We start from the raw sequence: 14,009 nt of genomic DNA, 5'->3' as shown, positions 1-14,009 counted from the left end.
GGCTAGCGGCGCGGGGGCGTCAGACGCCGAGCAGGTCGTGCAGCACCGGCATCTTGCTTGCGAGTTCGCGCGCGCCGAAATGCTCGACGATCCGGCCGTGCTCCATCACGTAGAACCGGTCGGCAAGCGGCGCGGCAAAGCGGAAATTCTGTTCGACCATCACGATCGTGTAGCCGCGCGCCTTCAGCGCGACGATCATCTTCGCGAGCGTCTGCACGATCACCGGCGCGAGACCCTCGGAAATCTCGTCGAGCAGCAGCAGGTTCGCGCCGGTGCGCAGGATCCGCGCGACCGCGAGCATCTGCTGCTCGCCGCCGGACAGCCGCGTGCCCTGGCTCTGCCGGCGCGATGCGAGGTTCGGGAACATCGCATAGATGTCGTCGAGCGACATCGCGTGCTCGCGCGGCCCGATCGGCGGCGGCAGCATCAGGTTCTCCTCGCACGACAGGCTCGAGAAGATGCCGCGCTCCTCCGGGCAATAGCCGACGCCGTAATGCGCGATCCGGTGCGTCGCGAGGCCGATCGTCTCGTGGCCGGCGACCTTGATCGAGCCGCTGCGGCGGCCCGTCAGGCCCATGATCGCGCGCAGCGTCGTCGTGCGGCCCGCGCCGTTGCGGCCGAGCAGCGTCACGACCTCGCCGCGGTGCACGCTCAGGTCGACGCCGTGCAATATGTGGGATTCCCCGTACCACGCTTCGAGGCCCGAGATCTCCAGCGCGGGCGTGCCGGTTTCGACACCGCTCAATTCGCGTTCCTCCCGTTCGCTGCGCTTCATGCATGCGCCCCCGCGAGCGCCGCATCGGCGCTGCCCATGTACGCCTCGACGACGAGCGGATTCTTCGACACCTCCGCATACGAGCCCTCGGCGAGCACCTCGCCGCGCTGCAGGACGGTGATCGTGTCGGAAATGCCGGCAATCACGTTCATGTTGTGCTCGACCATCAGGATCGTGCGGCCGCTCGCGACCTTCTTGATCAGCGCGGTCACGCGATCGACGTCTTCGTGGCCCATCCCTTGCGTGGGCTCGTCGAGCAGCATCAGCTCCGGCTCCATCGCGAGCGTCGTCGCGATCTCGAGCGCGCGCTTGCGGCCGTAGGCGAGCTCGACGGTCGGCACGTGCGCGAAATCGGTGAGGCCGACCTGCGTGAGCAGGTCCATCGCGCGGTCGTCGAGCACCTTCAGCGAGCGCTCGCTGCGCCAGAAATGGAATTCGGTGCCGAGCGCGCGCTGCAGGCCGAGGCGCACGTTCTGCAGCGCGCTCAGGTGCGGGAACACCGCGGAAATCTGGAACGAACGGATGATGCCGCGCCGCGCGACCTGCGCGGGCCGCTCGTCGGTGATGTCGATGCCGTTGAAGACGATCTGGCCGGCCGTCGGCGTCAGGAATTTGGTCAGGAGGTTGAAGCAGGTGGTCTTGCCCGCGCCGTTCGGTCCGATCAATGCGTGGATCGACCCGCGGCGCACGCGCAGGTTGACCCCGTTCACGGCGGTGAAGCCCTTGAATTCCTTCGTCAGTCCGCGTGTTTCGAGAATCGTGTCGCCGAGAATCATGTTCCCTTCCGTACGAAATCAGGCGAAGCACTGGGAGGGTTCGCGCAAACGGCCGCAAACATGTCAGCGGATGAGAAGGCTGCCCCCGAGCTTTGCGTCACGCCTCGTGGGTGGTCTCCCGCGCCGACGCGTATTCACACTGCGCAACATTGTCGCGCCGTTGGTGCAGTGCATTCATCGGGATTTGCACTTATAGGGCTGGCCGCCATATCGGACGAATCGGAACAGCGTTTTACGGAATATTTTTGGGCCGGCATGCCGATTGCGTCACGCCTGCGCAGCCGCTCGCACACGCGCTGGCGGCGCAAATCGCATTCGATTTGCGCGCGATTACGCAACAAAAGCCCGTCACGCTCACGCACGGCATAACAGCGAATATTTTCCTAACCGAAATAATCGGCCGGCGCCGGCTTGATATGCATGGCGAACTAGCTGGCGCCCGCCTGTCGTTCCATTGTCGTCACGGTCATCCGGCAGATACGACCGCATCGCGCCCCACCAGCGCCGCGTCGCGCGATGCGCGCCGGTCCGCGCGGATCATGTCGCTCGCGCGCTCCGCGATCATCAGCGTCGGCGAGTTGGTGTTGCCCGACGTGATGGACGGCATCACCGACGCGTCGACCACCCGCAGCCCGGCGACGCCGCGCACCCGCAGCCGGCTGTCGACCACCGCGCCGTCGTCGTCCGCGCGCCCCATCCGGCAGGTGCCGACCGGATGAAAGATCGTCGTGCCGACCGCGCCGGCCGCTTCGATCAGCTCCGCTTCGGTCCGGTAGCGCGGGCCCGGCAGGATTTCTTCGGGGCAGTATCGCGCGAGCGCCGGCGCGGACGCGATCCGGCGCGTCAGCCGCAGCGCGTTCGCGGCGACGTGGCGATCGTAGTCGGTCGACAGGTAGTTCGGCGCGATCGCGGGCGCCGCGCCCGGATCGGCGCTCGCGATGTGGATGCTGCCGCGCGACGTCGGCCGCAGGTGGCAGACCGATGCGGTAAACGCATTGAAGCTGTGCAGCGGCTCGCCGAAGCGCTCGAGCGACAGCGGCTGCACGTGGTATTCGAGATCGGGCCGCGTGAGCGTCGGGTCGTCCGGATCGGATTTCGCGAACGCGCCGAGCTGCGACGGCGCCATCGACATCGGCCCGCGCTGCAGCAGCGCGTATTCGACGCCGATCGCGAGCTTGCCCCACCAGTGCGCGGCCAGCGTGTTGAGCGTACGCACGCCCTCGACGCGAAACGCCATCCGCAGCTGCAGGTGATCCTGCAGGTTTTCGCCGACGCCGCGCAGGTCCTGCACGACGTCGATGCCGAGCGCCTGCAGCCGCCGGCCGTCGCCGATGCCGGACAGTTCGAGCAGCTGCGGCGAATTGACGGCACCCGACGTCAGCAGCACTTCGGCGCGCGCGCGCGCGACGAACGCCGTGCCGCCGCCGCGATATTCGACGCCGGTCGCGCGCCGCCCGTCGACGATCACGCGCTGCGCGTGCGCGCCGGTGATCACGGTCAGGTTCGGCCGCGACATCGCCGGGCGCAGGAACGCCTTCGACGCGCTCCAGCGCACGCCGCGCTTCTGGTTCACCTCGAAATAGCCGACGCCGGTGTTGTCGCCGCCGTTGAAATCGTCGGTCGCGGGGATGCCGGTTTCCTGCGCCGCGTGCGCGAACGATTCGAGAATCTCCCAGCGCAGCCGCTGTTTCTCGACGCGCCAGCAGCCGCCCGCGCCATGCACGTCGCTTGCGCCCGCGTGATGATCCTCGCTGCGCCTGAAGATCGGCAGCACGCTGTCCCACGACCAGCCCGCGTCGCCCGTCTCGCGCGCCCAGCCGTCGTAGTCCTCGCGCTGGCCGCGCATGTAGATCATCCCGTTGATCGACGACGAGCCGCCGAGCACGCGGCCGCGCGGATACGACAGCGCGCGGCCGTTCAGCGCCGCTTCCGGCTGCGTCTTGTAGAGCCAGTCGGTGCGCGGATTGCCGATGCAATACAGATAGCCGACCGGGATATGGATCCAGTGATAGTCGTCCTTGCCGCCGGCTTCGAGCAGCAGCACGCTGATGTCCGGATCTTCGGTCAGACGGTTCGCGAGCACGCAGCCCGCGGTGCCCGCGCCGACGATCACGTAATCGAATTCGCCCTCGAGCGTCCGTTCAGTGTTCACAGCCTGCCCCCTGTCCCCTGTCGACCAGCGTTGGTGCTTTGGCACTTACGCGGGTCCCATGCTTCGCGGTCGACCAGCGTTGGCGCTTTGGCGCTTACGCCGGTCCCATGCAAGGCTCGTTTGTTGTCCGCCGCCCGATTCGGCATCGCGCGACAGTTCCAGCATAGTGCTTCGGGCGGTGGCCGCAGGATTCACGCCGGCGGCCGCCGCCCGATCCGTCCCGCCTGCCCGCCGCCTACTTCGCGACCGGCATCGTGAATTCCGCGCCCTTCGCGATGCTGTCCGGCCAGCGCTGCATGATGCTCTTGTAGCGCGTATAGAACCGCACGCCTTCCTCGCCGTACGCGTGGTGGTCGCCGAACAGCGAGCGCTTCCAGCCGCCGAACGAATGCCACGCCATCGGCACCGGAATCGGCACGTTGATGCCGACCATGCCGACCTGGATCTGCCGCGAGAACGCGCGCGCGATGCCGCCGTCGGACGTGAAGCACGACACGCCGTTCGCGAACTCGTGCGCGTTGATCAGCTGCACCGCGCTCGCGAAATCCGGCACGCGCACGATCGCGAGCACCGGCCCGAAGATCTCGTCGCGATAGATCGACATGTCGGTCGTCACGCGGTCGAACAGCGTGCCGCCGAGGAAGAAGCCCTTCTCGTGGCCCGGCACGACGTGATCGCGGCCGTCGACGACGAGCTTCGCGCCGGCGGCCACGCCCGCGTCGATGTAGCCGGCGACCTTCGCGCGATGCGCGGCGGTGACGAGCGGCCCCATTTCCGCGGCGGGGTCCATCCCGTTCGTGATCTTCAGCGCCTTCACGCGCGGCACGAGGCGCTCGACCAGCACGTCGCCGACGTCGCCGACCGCGACCGCCACCGAGATCGCCATGCAGCGCTCGCCGGCCGAGCCGTAGGCGGCGCCGATCAGCGCGTCGACGGCCTGGTCGAGATCGGCGTCCGGCATCACGACGAGGTGGTTCTTCGCGCCGCCGAGCGCCTGCACGCGCTTGCCGCGCTTCGTGCCTTCCGTGTAGATGGTCTCGGCGATCGGCGTCGAGCCGACGAACGACAGCGCGGCGACGTCCGGGTGCGCGATCAGCGCGTCGACGGCGGTCTTGTCGCCGTGCACGACGTTGAACACGCCGTCCGGCAGCCCGGCCTCCTTCAGCAGTTCCGCGAGCCGCAGCGACGCCGACGGATCGCGCTCGGACGGCTTCAGCACGAACGTGTTGCCGCACGCGAGCGCGACCGGAAACATCCAGCACGGCACCATCATCGGGAAGTTGAACGGCGTCACGCCCGCGACGACGCCGAGCGGCTGCCGCAGGTTCCAGTTGTCGATGCCGCCGCCGATCTGGTCGGTGAAATCGGTCTTCAGCAGGTTCGGGATCCCGCACGCGAACTCGACGATCTCGATGCCGCGCATCACCTCGCCCTTCGCGTCGGAGAACACCTTGCCGTGCTCGCGCGTGATCAGCTCGGCCAGCTCGTCGTGATGGCGGTCGAGCAGCGCCTTGAAGCGGAACATCACCCGCGCGCGCTTGATCGGCGCCGTCTCGCTCCAGGCCGGGAACGCGGCCTGCGCGGCCGCGACCGCCGCGCCGACTTCCGCCGCGCTCGCGAGCGGCACGCGTGCGGCAACCTCGCCGAGCGCCGGGTTGAACACGTCGCCGTAGCGATCGCTCGCGCCGTCGACCGCGCGGCCGCCGATGAAGTGGGTCAGCAGGCGGGGGCGCAGCTCGGTCTCGCTCATCTCTCTCTCCAGGTCTCGCTCGTTGGGTGGGATACGTCGGATGACGTGGCCGATGAAGCGTACCGCCGCAGCCGGCCGCCGATCCAATGAGTTATGCTCAATTGCGTCATAAGCCGCGCTTATATCAGGACCGATCACGATGGTGGACCTCACCCTGCTCCGCGCCTTCGCCGCGGTGGCCCGCGAAGGCAACCTGACGCGAGCCGCCGAGCAGCTGCACCTCACGCAGCCGGCCGTCAGCCTGCAGATCAAGCATTTGCAGGAGACGCTCGGCGTCGTGCTGTTCACGCGCACGTCGCGCGGGCTCGCGCTCACGCGCGACGGCCAGACGCTGCTGCCGCACGCGGAACGCGCGCTCGCGGCGGCGGCCGACGTGCAGCGCGCGGCCGCCGCGCTGCGCCACGAGGTGCGCGGCCGGCTGCGGATCGGCACCATCCTCGATCCGGGATTCCTGCGCCTGGGCGGCTTCCTGCGCACGCTCGTCGAGACCCATCCGCAGATCGAGACCGCGCTGCGCCACGGGATGTCGGGCTGGGTGCTCGAGCAGGTGCGCGTGCAGGCGCTCGACGTCGGCTACTACATCGGCCAGCCCGGCGAGGACGACCCGCGCGACGGTGCGCTGTTCCATACCGTCACGCTCACGCATTTCCAGTACCGGGTGCTCGCGCCGGCCGGCTGGAAGGACCGCGTGCAGCGCGCGCAGGACTGGCGCGCGCTCGCCGCGCTGCCGTGGATCTGGACGCCGCCGCAATCCGCGCATCACCGGCTGCTGACGCGCCGGTTCGCGGATGCGCGCGCGCAGCCGGTGAAGGTCGCCGAGGTCGACCAGGAGCAGTCGATGCTGGATCTCGTCAAATCGGGGATCGGGCTCACGCTCTCGCGCGACTCCACCGCGCTGGCCGAAGCGCACGCGCACGCGCTGACGATCGTCGAACGCGTGACGGTGCCGACCGAGCTGACGTTCGTGACGCTCGCCGCGCGGCGCGACGAGCCCGCGATCGCGGCGGCGCTGCGGCTGATCGAGACCCAGTGGGCCGGGTAAGCGCGCGGAGATGGGTACGGCGCGTTATCCACTGCCACCCGCGCATTGCTGCGGTGCGAAATCCGGTCTGCGCGCGCTCACCCTTTCGACGAACGCGCGCCGGTGGACAACTACGCGGCCCCGCACCGCCCTGCTAGTCGCGCACGTCACCCGCCTGATATGAGCACCGCTGATAATCCCGCGACGTTCCGCGTCACGCCGCCTTCATCTGCTTTTTGCTAGATTGTGCGTTCGCATTCGCGAGACCCTTGTCGATCGAAGGAGACCCGCATGGCCCGCAACATCGAAATCAAAGCCCGCGCCCGTGAATTCGACCAGCTGCGCGAACGCGCGGCGGCGCTCGCCACCGAAGCGCCGCTGTTCTACCGCCAGCAGGATTTCTTCTACGACGTGCCGCGCGGCCGGCTGAAGCTGCGCCGCTTCGAGGACGGCACGCCCGCCGAGCTGATCTTCTACCAGCGCGACGACCGCGACGGCCCGAAGGCGTCCTACTACACCCGCAGCCCGGTGACGAATCCGGACGCGATGCATGCGCTGCTCGCGACCGCGCTGACGACGCGCGGCATCGTCACGAAGGAGCGGCACGTGTACCTGGCGGGCCGCACCCGCATTCACCTCGACCGCGTCGACGGCCTCGGCGACTTCATCGAGCTGGAAGTCGTGCTCGCGCCGGACGACGACGAAGCGGGCGGCGAAGCCGAAGCGCACGACGTGTTCGCGAAGCTCGGCGTGTCGCACGACGATCTCGTCGCGGTCGCGTACGTCGACCTGCTGAACGCCGGCGCGCCGGAGACGGCCGCCTGAACCCGCGCCGCCGCCCGCTTCACCCTCCGCGGCCGCGCGCGCTCACGCGGCGCCCGGCTCCAGGTGCGCGAGCGGCAGCGGCCCGTTGCGCTTGAACGTCGTCAGCACGATGTTCGAGCGCACGCTGTCGACGCCCGGCACCCGCATCAGCTTCTTCATCACGAACTGCGACAGCGCGTTCAGGTCCGGTGCGACGATCCGCAGCAGGTAGTCCGCGTCCCCGACCACCGCGTGGCATTCGAGCACCTCGGGCAGCACGTCGATCTGCTGCTGGAACTGCTCGATGATCGAATCGCCGTGATGCTTGAGCTTCAGGCTCGTGAACGCGGTGACGCCGAGCCCGAGCTTCTCCGGGCGCAGCATCACGCGGTAGCCTTCGATCACGCCCGCGGCTTCGAGCCGCTGCAGGCGCCGGCCGATCTGCGACGGCGACAGCGGCACTTCCTCGCCGAGCTGCTGATGCGTGGCCCGCCCGAAGCGCTGCAGCACGTCCAGCAGCGCCAGATCGAAGTGATCGAGTTCCAACATGAAATTTCTCCGCGTGATTTTGCGTTTTGGTGCGCGATTATCGCATCAACGGGCAAATCATCACCAACTTTGCGCCCATCCCGCGCGGATGCCGCTCTACACTTGCATGCATCCCAACCGCAACGTGCAGAGCCGAACATGTCCACCGTCGTCACCGCGAAACTGCAGGAGCAGTTCGACGCGGGCCTCGAAACCCGCGCCGATTTCACCATCGACCAGCCGCTCGAACGCTACGGGCAGGTCGACCACGCGGTGTGGAGCCAGCTCTATGCGCGCCAGACCGTGCTGCTGCAGGGACGCGCGTGCGACGCGTTCGTGTCGGGGCTCGCGAAAATCGACCTGCCGGCCGGCCGCGTGCCGTCGTTCGCCGACGTCAACCGCCAGCTGAAGCCGGCGACCGGCTGGGAGATCGTCGCGGTGCCGGGGCTCGTGCCCGACCGCGTGTTCTTCGAGCATCTGGCGAACCGCCGCTTTCCGGTGACCTGGTGGATGCGCCGCCCCGACCAGCTCGACTACCTGCAGGAGCCGGACTGCTTCCACGACCTGTTCGGCCACGTGCCGCTCTTGATCGACCCGGTGTTTGCCGACTACATGCAGGCGTACGGCCGCGTCGCGCTCGCGGTCGCCGACGATCCGGACGCGCTCGCGCGGCTCGCGCGCCTCTACTGGTACACCGTCGAGTTCGGGCTGATCCGCGACCCGCGCGGCGCCAACGGGCTGTCGATCTACGGCGCGGGGATCGTGTCGAGCAAGGGCGAGAGCCTGTACAGCCTGGAAAGCGCGGCGCCGAACCGGCTCGGCTTCGACCTCGAGCGCGTGATGTGCACGCAATACCGGATCGACGCGTTCCAGCAGACCTACTTCGTGATCGACGACTTCGCGCAGTTGTTCGCGCTCGCGCACGTCGACGGACGCGCGCTCGCCGACCGGCTCGCCAACCTGCCCGAACATCCGGCCGGCGCGGTGCTCGACACCGACCGCGTGCTGCATCGCGGCACCGGCGCCGGCTGGCCGGACGACGCGCACGCATGACGCGATCCGGCGCGCGCGCCGCCTACGCCTGACACACAACTATGGAAGAATGATCGGTGCCGGCAGTGCTCCGGGCGACGGACGTCGCGCGCAGCCCGCCGTTACCGAACGAGGTGCACGATGATCCACAAACTCACATCAGAAGAACGCAAGACCCAACTCGAGCGCCTGCCGCACTGGACGGCCGTGCCGGGCCGCGACGCGATCCAGCGCAGCCTGCGCTTCGCCGATTTCAACGAGGCTTTCGGCTTCATGACGCGCGTCGCGATCAAGGCGCAGGAAATGAACCATCATCCGGAATGGTTCAACGTCTACAACCGCGTCGACGTCACGCTGTCGACCCACGACGCGGACGGCCTGACCGAACGCGACATCGCGCTCGCCCACTTCATCGACCAGGCCGGCGCGCACGCGACGCCCGTCGCCTGACGTCTTTCCGCCGCGCGCAATTCGGGCGCGCGGCGCGTCAACTTTTCATTTCGATGAACGTTTTCTACGATGTAGTGAGCGAAAGCCTTCAGCTTTCCAAGCCATCCTTAAGGCGCATGTAAGCGTCCCACGCTTTCCGTGCCTTAGGGTCCAAACCTTCCAGTTGTATGGCGCTTTGCCGCTGTACAATCAGCAGCGCATACGGCTTGGAGAGCGCGCTAGCCTCTTCGCAGAGTTTGAGTTCGTCGCCGCTCGACGGCGAGCGGGCGCGCCAGAAATTGATCGCGGCTTCGAGGTCGTGGATCGAAATATCGGACATGGTTGTTGGATTGATTCGTTCGCTGGCCGCCTGCTTGACGTCTGGCTCGCGGCGCCCCTGTGGAAACGGCGTCGTGCTGTCCGCGTGCCTGAACCGCCAACCCATTGTACTTGAGCGAACTTCATGCGACTCCTTCTGATCGAAGACGACCGCCCCATCGCACGCGGTATCCAGAGCAGCCTCGAACAGGCTGGCTTCACCGTCGACATGGTGCACGACGGCATCTTTGCCGAGCAGGCGCTCGCGCAGAACCGCCACGAGCTCGTGATCCTCGATCTCGGCTTGCCCGGCATCGACGGGATGACGCTCCTGACCCGTTTCCGCCAGACCAACCGTCACACGCCCGTGATCGTGCTGACCGCGCGCGACGAGCTGAACGACCGGATCCAGGGCCTGAACTCGGGCGCCGACGACTACATGCTGAAACCGTTCGAGCCGGCCGAGCTGGAAGCGCGGATCCGCGCGGTGATGCGCCGCAGCGGCCCGCACAGCGACATGCCGCGTCCGGAAGTGTCGCTCGGCGGCGTCCGCCTGTCGGGCGTCGATCGCCGCATCTTCAACGACGACAAGCCGCTCGAGCTGTCGCCGCGCGAATTCGCGGTGCTCGAAATGCTGCTGCTGCGTCACGGCCGCGTCGTCAGCAAGGCCCAGCTGCAGGACCACCTGACGCACTTCGGCGGCGATCTCGGCGACACCGCGATCGAAGTCTACGTGCACCGCGTGCGCAAGAAACTCGAGCAGTGCCGGGTCGAGATCGTCACGGTGCGCGGCTTCGGCTACCTGCTGCAGGAAATCCGCCAGACGGCGAGCGTTTGAGCGAGGCGACGGCAAGCGCCGGCGGGTTTCCGGTGACGGGCGTCCACCTCCGGACGCCCGGCGGCAACCCGCTTGCACCGCCAGCCCCCTGCCCGTCCCGTCGACCGGCCTGCGCCCGCGCCGCTCCCCGTGAGCGGCGTTCATCCATTTCATTCTCGAAATGTCTTCTGATCCGGCTGTGACCAGCCTGCGCCGCTCATTGCTGCGGCGCCTCGCCGCGCCGCTGTCGATGCTGGCGCTGATGAGCGGCCTGATTGCGTACTGGCTCGCGTGGCAATACACGCAGCACGTGATCGACCGCTCGCTCGCGGATCTCGCGACCGCCATCTCGAAACAGATCCAGATCGCCGGCCCCGACGCGCCATTTACGGTGCCGCCGCTCGCGCAGGCGATGTTCTCCGATCCCGCCGAAGCGCTGATCTACCGGATCAGCGACGGCGAGCAGGAACTCGCCGGCGATCCGAAGCTGCCGCTGCAGGGCACCAACGTGCGGCGCATGCATTACGCGTACGTGTTCGAGGCCGAATACGACAACCGCGCGGTGCGGGTCGCGCAGGTGCGCGTCGAGGAAGTCGACGGCGGCAAGCCGATGGTCGTGGAGGTCGCGCAGCCGGTGCGGCACCGCTACCGGATCGCGGCCGAATTCCTCGTCGCGATCATGATGCCGCTCTTGCTGCTGCTGCTCGCCGGCTGGGGCATCGTGTGGCGGGTCGTCAATCAGCAGCTCGGCCCGCTCACGCATCTCGCCGATTCGCTGAACCGGCAGACCCATACGTCGCTGGAGCCGGTCGACGAAACCGACGTGCCGCTCGAGATCCGGCCGCTGACGAGCGCGATGAACGCGCTGCTCGGGCGCCTGAAGACCGCGCTCGACGCGCAGCGCAAGTTCATCGCCGACGCCGCGCACCAGCTGCGCACGCCGCTCACCGCGGTGAAGCTGCATGCGGAACAGGCGGCCATCGCGCGCGACCCGCAGCAGACCTTCGCGGCGGTGCGCGAGCTGCGCGCGGCCGCCGATCGCGCGGTGCGGCTGTCGAACCAGCTGCTGTCGCTCGCGCGCGCGGAACCGGGCGAACAGGCCGCGCGCTTCGTCGACGTCGACCTCGCCGCGATGGCGTTCGAGACGGGCGCCGAATGGGTGCCGCGCGCGCTCGCCTCGCACGTCGACCTCGGCTTCCAGCGCAGCGACGAGCCGTCTGACGACGACCACGCGCTGCTCGTGCGCGGCAACCCGGTGCTGCTGCGCGAGGTGATCGCGAACCTGCTCGACAATGCGCTGAAGTACGTGCCGCTCGCGCGGCCGCACGGCGCGCGGATCACGGTGAACGTCGGCCGCGCGATGCTCGCCGACGGCGCGCCGGCAGCCGAGATCGTCGTCGAGGACAACGGCCCGGGCGTGCCCGCGAGCCAGCAGGCGGACCTGTTCAAGCGGTTCTTCCGCGGGGATGCGCAAAGCGGCAACGGCGTCGAGACGGGCGCGGGGCTCGGCCTCGCGATCGTGCACGACATCATCGCGATGCACGGCGGCAGCGTGTCGTATGCGGACGCGCCGGAAGGCGGCTCGCGATTCGTGGTGAAGGTGCCGCTCGCCGCGCAGGCGGCGCAGCCGGCGAGCGACGCCGCGCCGGCCACGGCGCCGACGCACTGAGCACCGAGGACGGAGCCGGCAACGCACGTTCGCCGGCCCGTCGGCGCGCATCGCGCGCGCTATCGCTTACTTCTTCCTTTTCTTGTCCTTCGACTTCGCGTCGTCCTTCTTCTTCTTTTTCTTCTTCGCGTCCGCGTCCGTGTCGGACGTCGCGAGCAGCGTGCCGCGGCACGACTGCGCGCCGCAATGGCACGCGTATTCGCGCTTGAGCTTCTTCGTCAGCTTCGCGTCGATCACGAGACCGTAGTCGTAGAACAGCTCCTCTTCCGGCTCGATGTCGCGCAGCGCATGGATGTATACGCGGCCGTCGAGCTCCTCGGCTTCGCAGTTCGGCGCGCAAGAATGATTGATCCAGCGCGCGCTGTTGCCGTCGACCTTGCCGTCGATCACGCCGCCCTCTTCGAGCGCGAAGTAGAACGTGTGATTCGGCTCGTTCGGATCATGCGGATGGCGGCGCAGCGCTTCCTTCCACGAAATTCGCTCGCCCTTGTATTCCACAACGCGCTCGCCGGCCTTGATCGGCGCCACGGCGAACACGCCCCTGCCGTGTACTCCCGAGCGGCGCACCGCGATCCTGCGTGAACTCATCGAACGAATCCTTGTGAAGTCGACTTGAAAAGGAAAGGGCCGCCGCGGGCCCGCCAAATGAAAACGCGGCGCCGATCGGCGCCGCGTCAGGGCATGCGGCGAATCACTCGCATCCTACACGGTCGGGATTGCAACATTCAACCGCGAACGCGGCATTCAACGCTGGCCGAACGCAATGTCGCCGAACAGCGTCTTGTGCTCGCGCGGCTGCGAACGCCAGTACTGCGGCGGCGCCGTCACCTCCGCGCCGAGTTCGGCGGCCGCGTGCCACGGCCAGCGCGGGTCGTACAGCATCGCGCGCGCCATCGCGACGAAGTCGGCGTCGCCCGCGTCGATCAGCCGGTTCGCGTGCGCCGGCTCGTTGATCAGGCCGACCGCGATCGTCGGCATGCCGACCGCGCGCTTCACCGCCTGCGCGAACGGCACCTGGTAGCCCGGCGACAGCGGAATCTTCTGCAGCGGCGACACGCCGCCCGACGACACGTCGATCCAGTCGCAGTCGCGGCGCTTCAGCTCGTGCGCGAACGCGATCGTATCGTCGAGCTCCCAGCCGCCCTCGACCCAGTCGGTCGCGGACACGCGCACGCCGACCGGCCGATCCTCCGGAAACGCCGCGCGCACGATCTCGAAGATCTCGAGCGGAAAGCGCATCCGGTTCTCGCGCGAGCCGCCGTATTCGTCGGTGCGCCGGTTCGCGAGTGGCGACAGGAACTGGTGCAGCAGATAGCCGTGCGCCGCGTGCACTTCGATCGCGTCGATGCCGAGCCGCGCAGCGCGCTTCGCGGCCGCCGCGAACGCGTCGCGGATCCGGTTCAGGCCCGCGGTGTCGAGCGCCAGCGGCGGCGTCTCGCCATCCTTGTGCGGCACGTCCGACGGCGCATGCGGAAGCCAGCCGCCGTCGGCGACCGGAATCAGCTGGCCGCCGTCCCACGGCACCTGGCTCGACGCCTTGCGGCCCGCATGCGACAGCTGCATCGCGACGCGGATCGGCGCATGCTTGCGGATCGCCGCCAGCACCGGTTTCAGCGCGGCTTCGGTCGCGTCGTCCCAGAGGCCGAGGTCCTGGTGCGTGATGCGCCCGTCCGGCTCGACCGCGGTCGCCTCGATGCAGAGCAGCCCCGCGCCCGACAGCGCGAGGTGGCCGAGATGAATCATGTGCCAGTCGGTCGCCTCGCCACGCTCGGCGGAGTACTGGCACATCGGGGAGACGACGATCCGGTTCGGAAGGGTCACGCCGCGCAGCGTGAACGGTGAAAACAGCGCAGTCATGGTGGCGCTCGCTCGGAAAGGGAAACAGCGGCTGAGCGTAGCACGCGCGTCCGTTGCGTGCAGGACGCGGGTTCGACGGTA

At 68.3% G+C, this 14,009-nt stretch carries 14 protein-coding genes; 6 read left to right on the top strand and 8 right to left on the bottom strand.

The window, feature by feature from the left end:
• Nucleotides 1–19 precede the first annotated feature (19 nt).
• The 4 genes from ACFIMZ_RS00505 to ACFIMZ_RS00490 all read right to left on the bottom strand — a co-directional run bounded on the left by ACFIMZ_RS00505 (nucleotide 20) and on the right by ACFIMZ_RS00490 (nucleotide 5,453).
• Nucleotides 20–775, bottom strand: coding sequence for an ABC transporter ATP-binding protein (locus ACFIMZ_RS00505; protein WP_431820946.1), 756 nt, complete (start codon nucleotides 773–775; stop codon nucleotides 20–22).
• A complete protein-coding gene (locus tag ACFIMZ_RS00500) occupies nucleotides 772–1,551 on the bottom strand; it encodes an ABC transporter ATP-binding protein (RefSeq protein WP_431820945.1) in 780 nt (259 codons plus the stop codon). Before ACFIMZ_RS00500 ends, ACFIMZ_RS00505 begins: the two co-directional genes overlap by 4 nt.
• 466 nt (nucleotides 1,552–2,017) lie before the next feature.
• On the bottom strand, nucleotides 2,018–3,703 hold the full coding sequence (locus ACFIMZ_RS00495) for a GMC family oxidoreductase (protein WP_431820944.1): 1,686 nt from the start codon (nucleotides 3,701–3,703) through the stop codon (nucleotides 2,018–2,020).
• 235 nt (nucleotides 3,704–3,938) lie between these two features.
• The gene (locus tag ACFIMZ_RS00490) at nucleotides 3,939–5,453 is read right to left on the bottom strand and encodes a CoA-acylating methylmalonate-semialdehyde dehydrogenase (RefSeq protein WP_431820943.1); all 1,515 of its coding nucleotides are present in this window, start codon (nucleotides 5,451–5,453) and stop codon (nucleotides 3,939–3,941) included.
• Between the two features lie 142 nt (nucleotides 5,454–5,595).
• On the opposite strand from ACFIMZ_RS00490, the gene ACFIMZ_RS00485 reads away from it, so the two are divergent.
• Together ACFIMZ_RS00485 and ACFIMZ_RS00480 are read left to right on the top strand one after the other, a co-directional pair.
• The gene (locus ACFIMZ_RS00485) at nucleotides 5,596–6,495 is read left to right on the top strand and encodes a LysR family transcriptional regulator (protein ID WP_431822530.1); all 900 of its coding nucleotides are present in this window, start codon (nucleotides 5,596–5,598) and stop codon (nucleotides 6,493–6,495) included.
• Nucleotides 6,496–6,765: 270 nt separating this feature from the next.
• Nucleotides 6,766–7,299, top strand: coding sequence for a class IV adenylate cyclase (locus tag ACFIMZ_RS00480; protein WP_010093130.1), 534 nt, complete (start codon nucleotides 6,766–6,768; stop codon nucleotides 7,297–7,299).
• A gap of 42 nt (nucleotides 7,300–7,341) precedes the next feature.
• Here ACFIMZ_RS00480 and ACFIMZ_RS00475 read toward each other — a convergent pair whose 3' ends face one another.
• A complete protein-coding gene (locus tag ACFIMZ_RS00475; protein WP_010093131.1) occupies nucleotides 7,342–7,827 on the bottom strand; it encodes an Lrp/AsnC family transcriptional regulator in 486 nt (161 codons plus the stop codon).
• Nucleotides 7,828–7,965: 138 nt separating this feature from the next.
• Here ACFIMZ_RS00475 and phhA point away from each other — a divergent pair, with 138 nt between their 5' ends.
• Together phhA and ACFIMZ_RS00465 are read left to right on the top strand one after the other, a co-directional pair.
• Nucleotides 7,966–8,859: a phenylalanine 4-monooxygenase gene (gene phhA, locus ACFIMZ_RS00470; RefSeq protein WP_431820942.1), complete on the top strand. Its 894-nt coding sequence runs from the start codon at nucleotides 7,966–7,968 to the stop codon at nucleotides 8,857–8,859.
• A gap of 120 nt (nucleotides 8,860–8,979) precedes the next feature.
• Nucleotides 8,980–9,288 carry a 4a-hydroxytetrahydrobiopterin dehydratase gene (locus ACFIMZ_RS00465; protein WP_431820941.1) on the top strand — a complete coding sequence of 103 codons (309 nt, stop codon included), beginning with the start codon at nucleotides 8,980–8,982 and terminating at the stop codon, nucleotides 9,286–9,288.
• A gap of 88 nt (nucleotides 9,289–9,376) precedes the next feature.
• Here ACFIMZ_RS00465 and ACFIMZ_RS00460 read toward each other — a convergent pair whose 3' ends face one another.
• Nucleotides 9,377–9,607, bottom strand: coding sequence for a DUF3717 domain-containing protein (locus tag ACFIMZ_RS00460; RefSeq protein ID WP_431820940.1), 231 nt, complete (start codon nucleotides 9,605–9,607; stop codon nucleotides 9,377–9,379).
• A 123-nt stretch (nucleotides 9,608–9,730) separates the two neighbouring features.
• Here ACFIMZ_RS00460 and ACFIMZ_RS00455 point away from each other — a divergent pair, with 123 nt between their 5' ends.
• Together ACFIMZ_RS00455 and ACFIMZ_RS00450 are read left to right on the top strand one after the other, a co-directional pair.
• A complete protein-coding gene (locus ACFIMZ_RS00455) occupies nucleotides 9,731–10,423 on the top strand; it encodes a response regulator (protein WP_006401494.1) in 693 nt (230 codons plus the stop codon).
• A gap of 160 nt (nucleotides 10,424–10,583) precedes the next feature.
• On the top strand, nucleotides 10,584–12,071 hold the full coding sequence (locus ACFIMZ_RS00450) for a sensor histidine kinase (protein ID WP_431820939.1): 1,488 nt from the start codon (nucleotides 10,584–10,586) through the stop codon (nucleotides 12,069–12,071).
• Nucleotides 12,072–12,137: 66 nt separating this feature from the next.
• Here the strand turns inward: ACFIMZ_RS00450 and ACFIMZ_RS00445 are convergent, their stop codons facing one another.
• Nucleotides 12,138–12,659 carry an SET domain-containing protein gene (locus ACFIMZ_RS00445; RefSeq protein WP_431820938.1) on the bottom strand — a complete coding sequence of 174 codons (522 nt, stop codon included), beginning with the start codon at nucleotides 12,657–12,659 and terminating at the stop codon, nucleotides 12,138–12,140.
• Nucleotides 12,660–12,815: 156 nt separating this feature from the next.
• Complete coding sequence (locus tag ACFIMZ_RS00440) at nucleotides 12,816–13,928, bottom strand: NADH:flavin oxidoreductase/NADH oxidase (RefSeq protein WP_431820937.1); 1,113 nt, start codon at nucleotides 13,926–13,928, stop codon at nucleotides 12,816–12,818.
• Between the last annotated feature and the right edge of the window lie 81 nt (nucleotides 13,929–14,009).

Origin of the sequence: Burkholderia sp. F1, assembly GCF_050813845.1 — a bacterium.
GTDB classification, from domain to species: Bacteria; Pseudomonadota; Gammaproteobacteria; order Burkholderiales; family Burkholderiaceae; genus Burkholderia; species Burkholderia ubonensis.
This window is presented reverse-complemented; position numbering and strand designations above follow the sequence as displayed.

What these genes read in the sequence shown, in the direction of transcription:
- ACFIMZ_RS00505 (WP_431820946.1), bottom strand. Translation starts at nt 775, where the DNA reads ATGAAGCGCAGCGAACGGGAGGAACGCGAATTGAGCGGTGTCGAAACC.
- ACFIMZ_RS00500 (WP_431820945.1), bottom strand. Translation starts at nt 1,551, where the DNA reads ATGATTCTCGGCGACACGATTCTCGAAACACGCGGACTGACGAAGGAA.
- ACFIMZ_RS00490 (WP_431820943.1), bottom strand. Translation starts at nt 5,453, where the DNA reads ATGAGCGAGACCGAGCTGCGCCCCCGCCTGCTGACCCACTTCATCGGC.
- ACFIMZ_RS00480 (WP_010093130.1), top strand. Translation starts at nt 6,766, where the DNA reads ATGGCCCGCAACATCGAAATCAAAGCCCGCGCCCGTGAATTCGACCAG.
- ACFIMZ_RS00475 (WP_010093131.1), bottom strand. Translation starts at nt 7,827, where the DNA reads ATGTTGGAACTCGATCACTTCGATCTGGCGCTGCTGGACGTGCTGCAG.
- phhA (WP_431820942.1), top strand. Translation starts at nt 7,966, where the DNA reads ATGTCCACCGTCGTCACCGCGAAACTGCAGGAGCAGTTCGACGCGGGC.
- ACFIMZ_RS00465 (WP_431820941.1), top strand. Translation starts at nt 8,980, where the DNA reads ATGATCCACAAACTCACATCAGAAGAACGCAAGACCCAACTCGAGCGC.
- ACFIMZ_RS00460 (WP_431820940.1), bottom strand. Translation starts at nt 9,607, where the DNA reads ATGTCCGATATTTCGATCCACGACCTCGAAGCCGCGATCAATTTCTGG.
- ACFIMZ_RS00455 (WP_006401494.1), top strand. Translation starts at nt 9,731, where the DNA reads ATGCGACTCCTTCTGATCGAAGACGACCGCCCCATCGCACGCGGTATC.
- ACFIMZ_RS00450 (WP_431820939.1), top strand. Translation starts at nt 10,584, where the DNA reads ATGTCTTCTGATCCGGCTGTGACCAGCCTGCGCCGCTCATTGCTGCGG.
- ACFIMZ_RS00445 (WP_431820938.1), bottom strand. Translation starts at nt 12,659, where the DNA reads ATGAGTTCACGCAGGATCGCGGTGCGCCGCTCGGGAGTACACGGCAGG.
- ACFIMZ_RS00440 (WP_431820937.1), bottom strand. Translation starts at nt 13,928, where the DNA reads ATGACTGCGCTGTTTTCACCGTTCACGCTGCGCGGCGTGACCCTTCCG.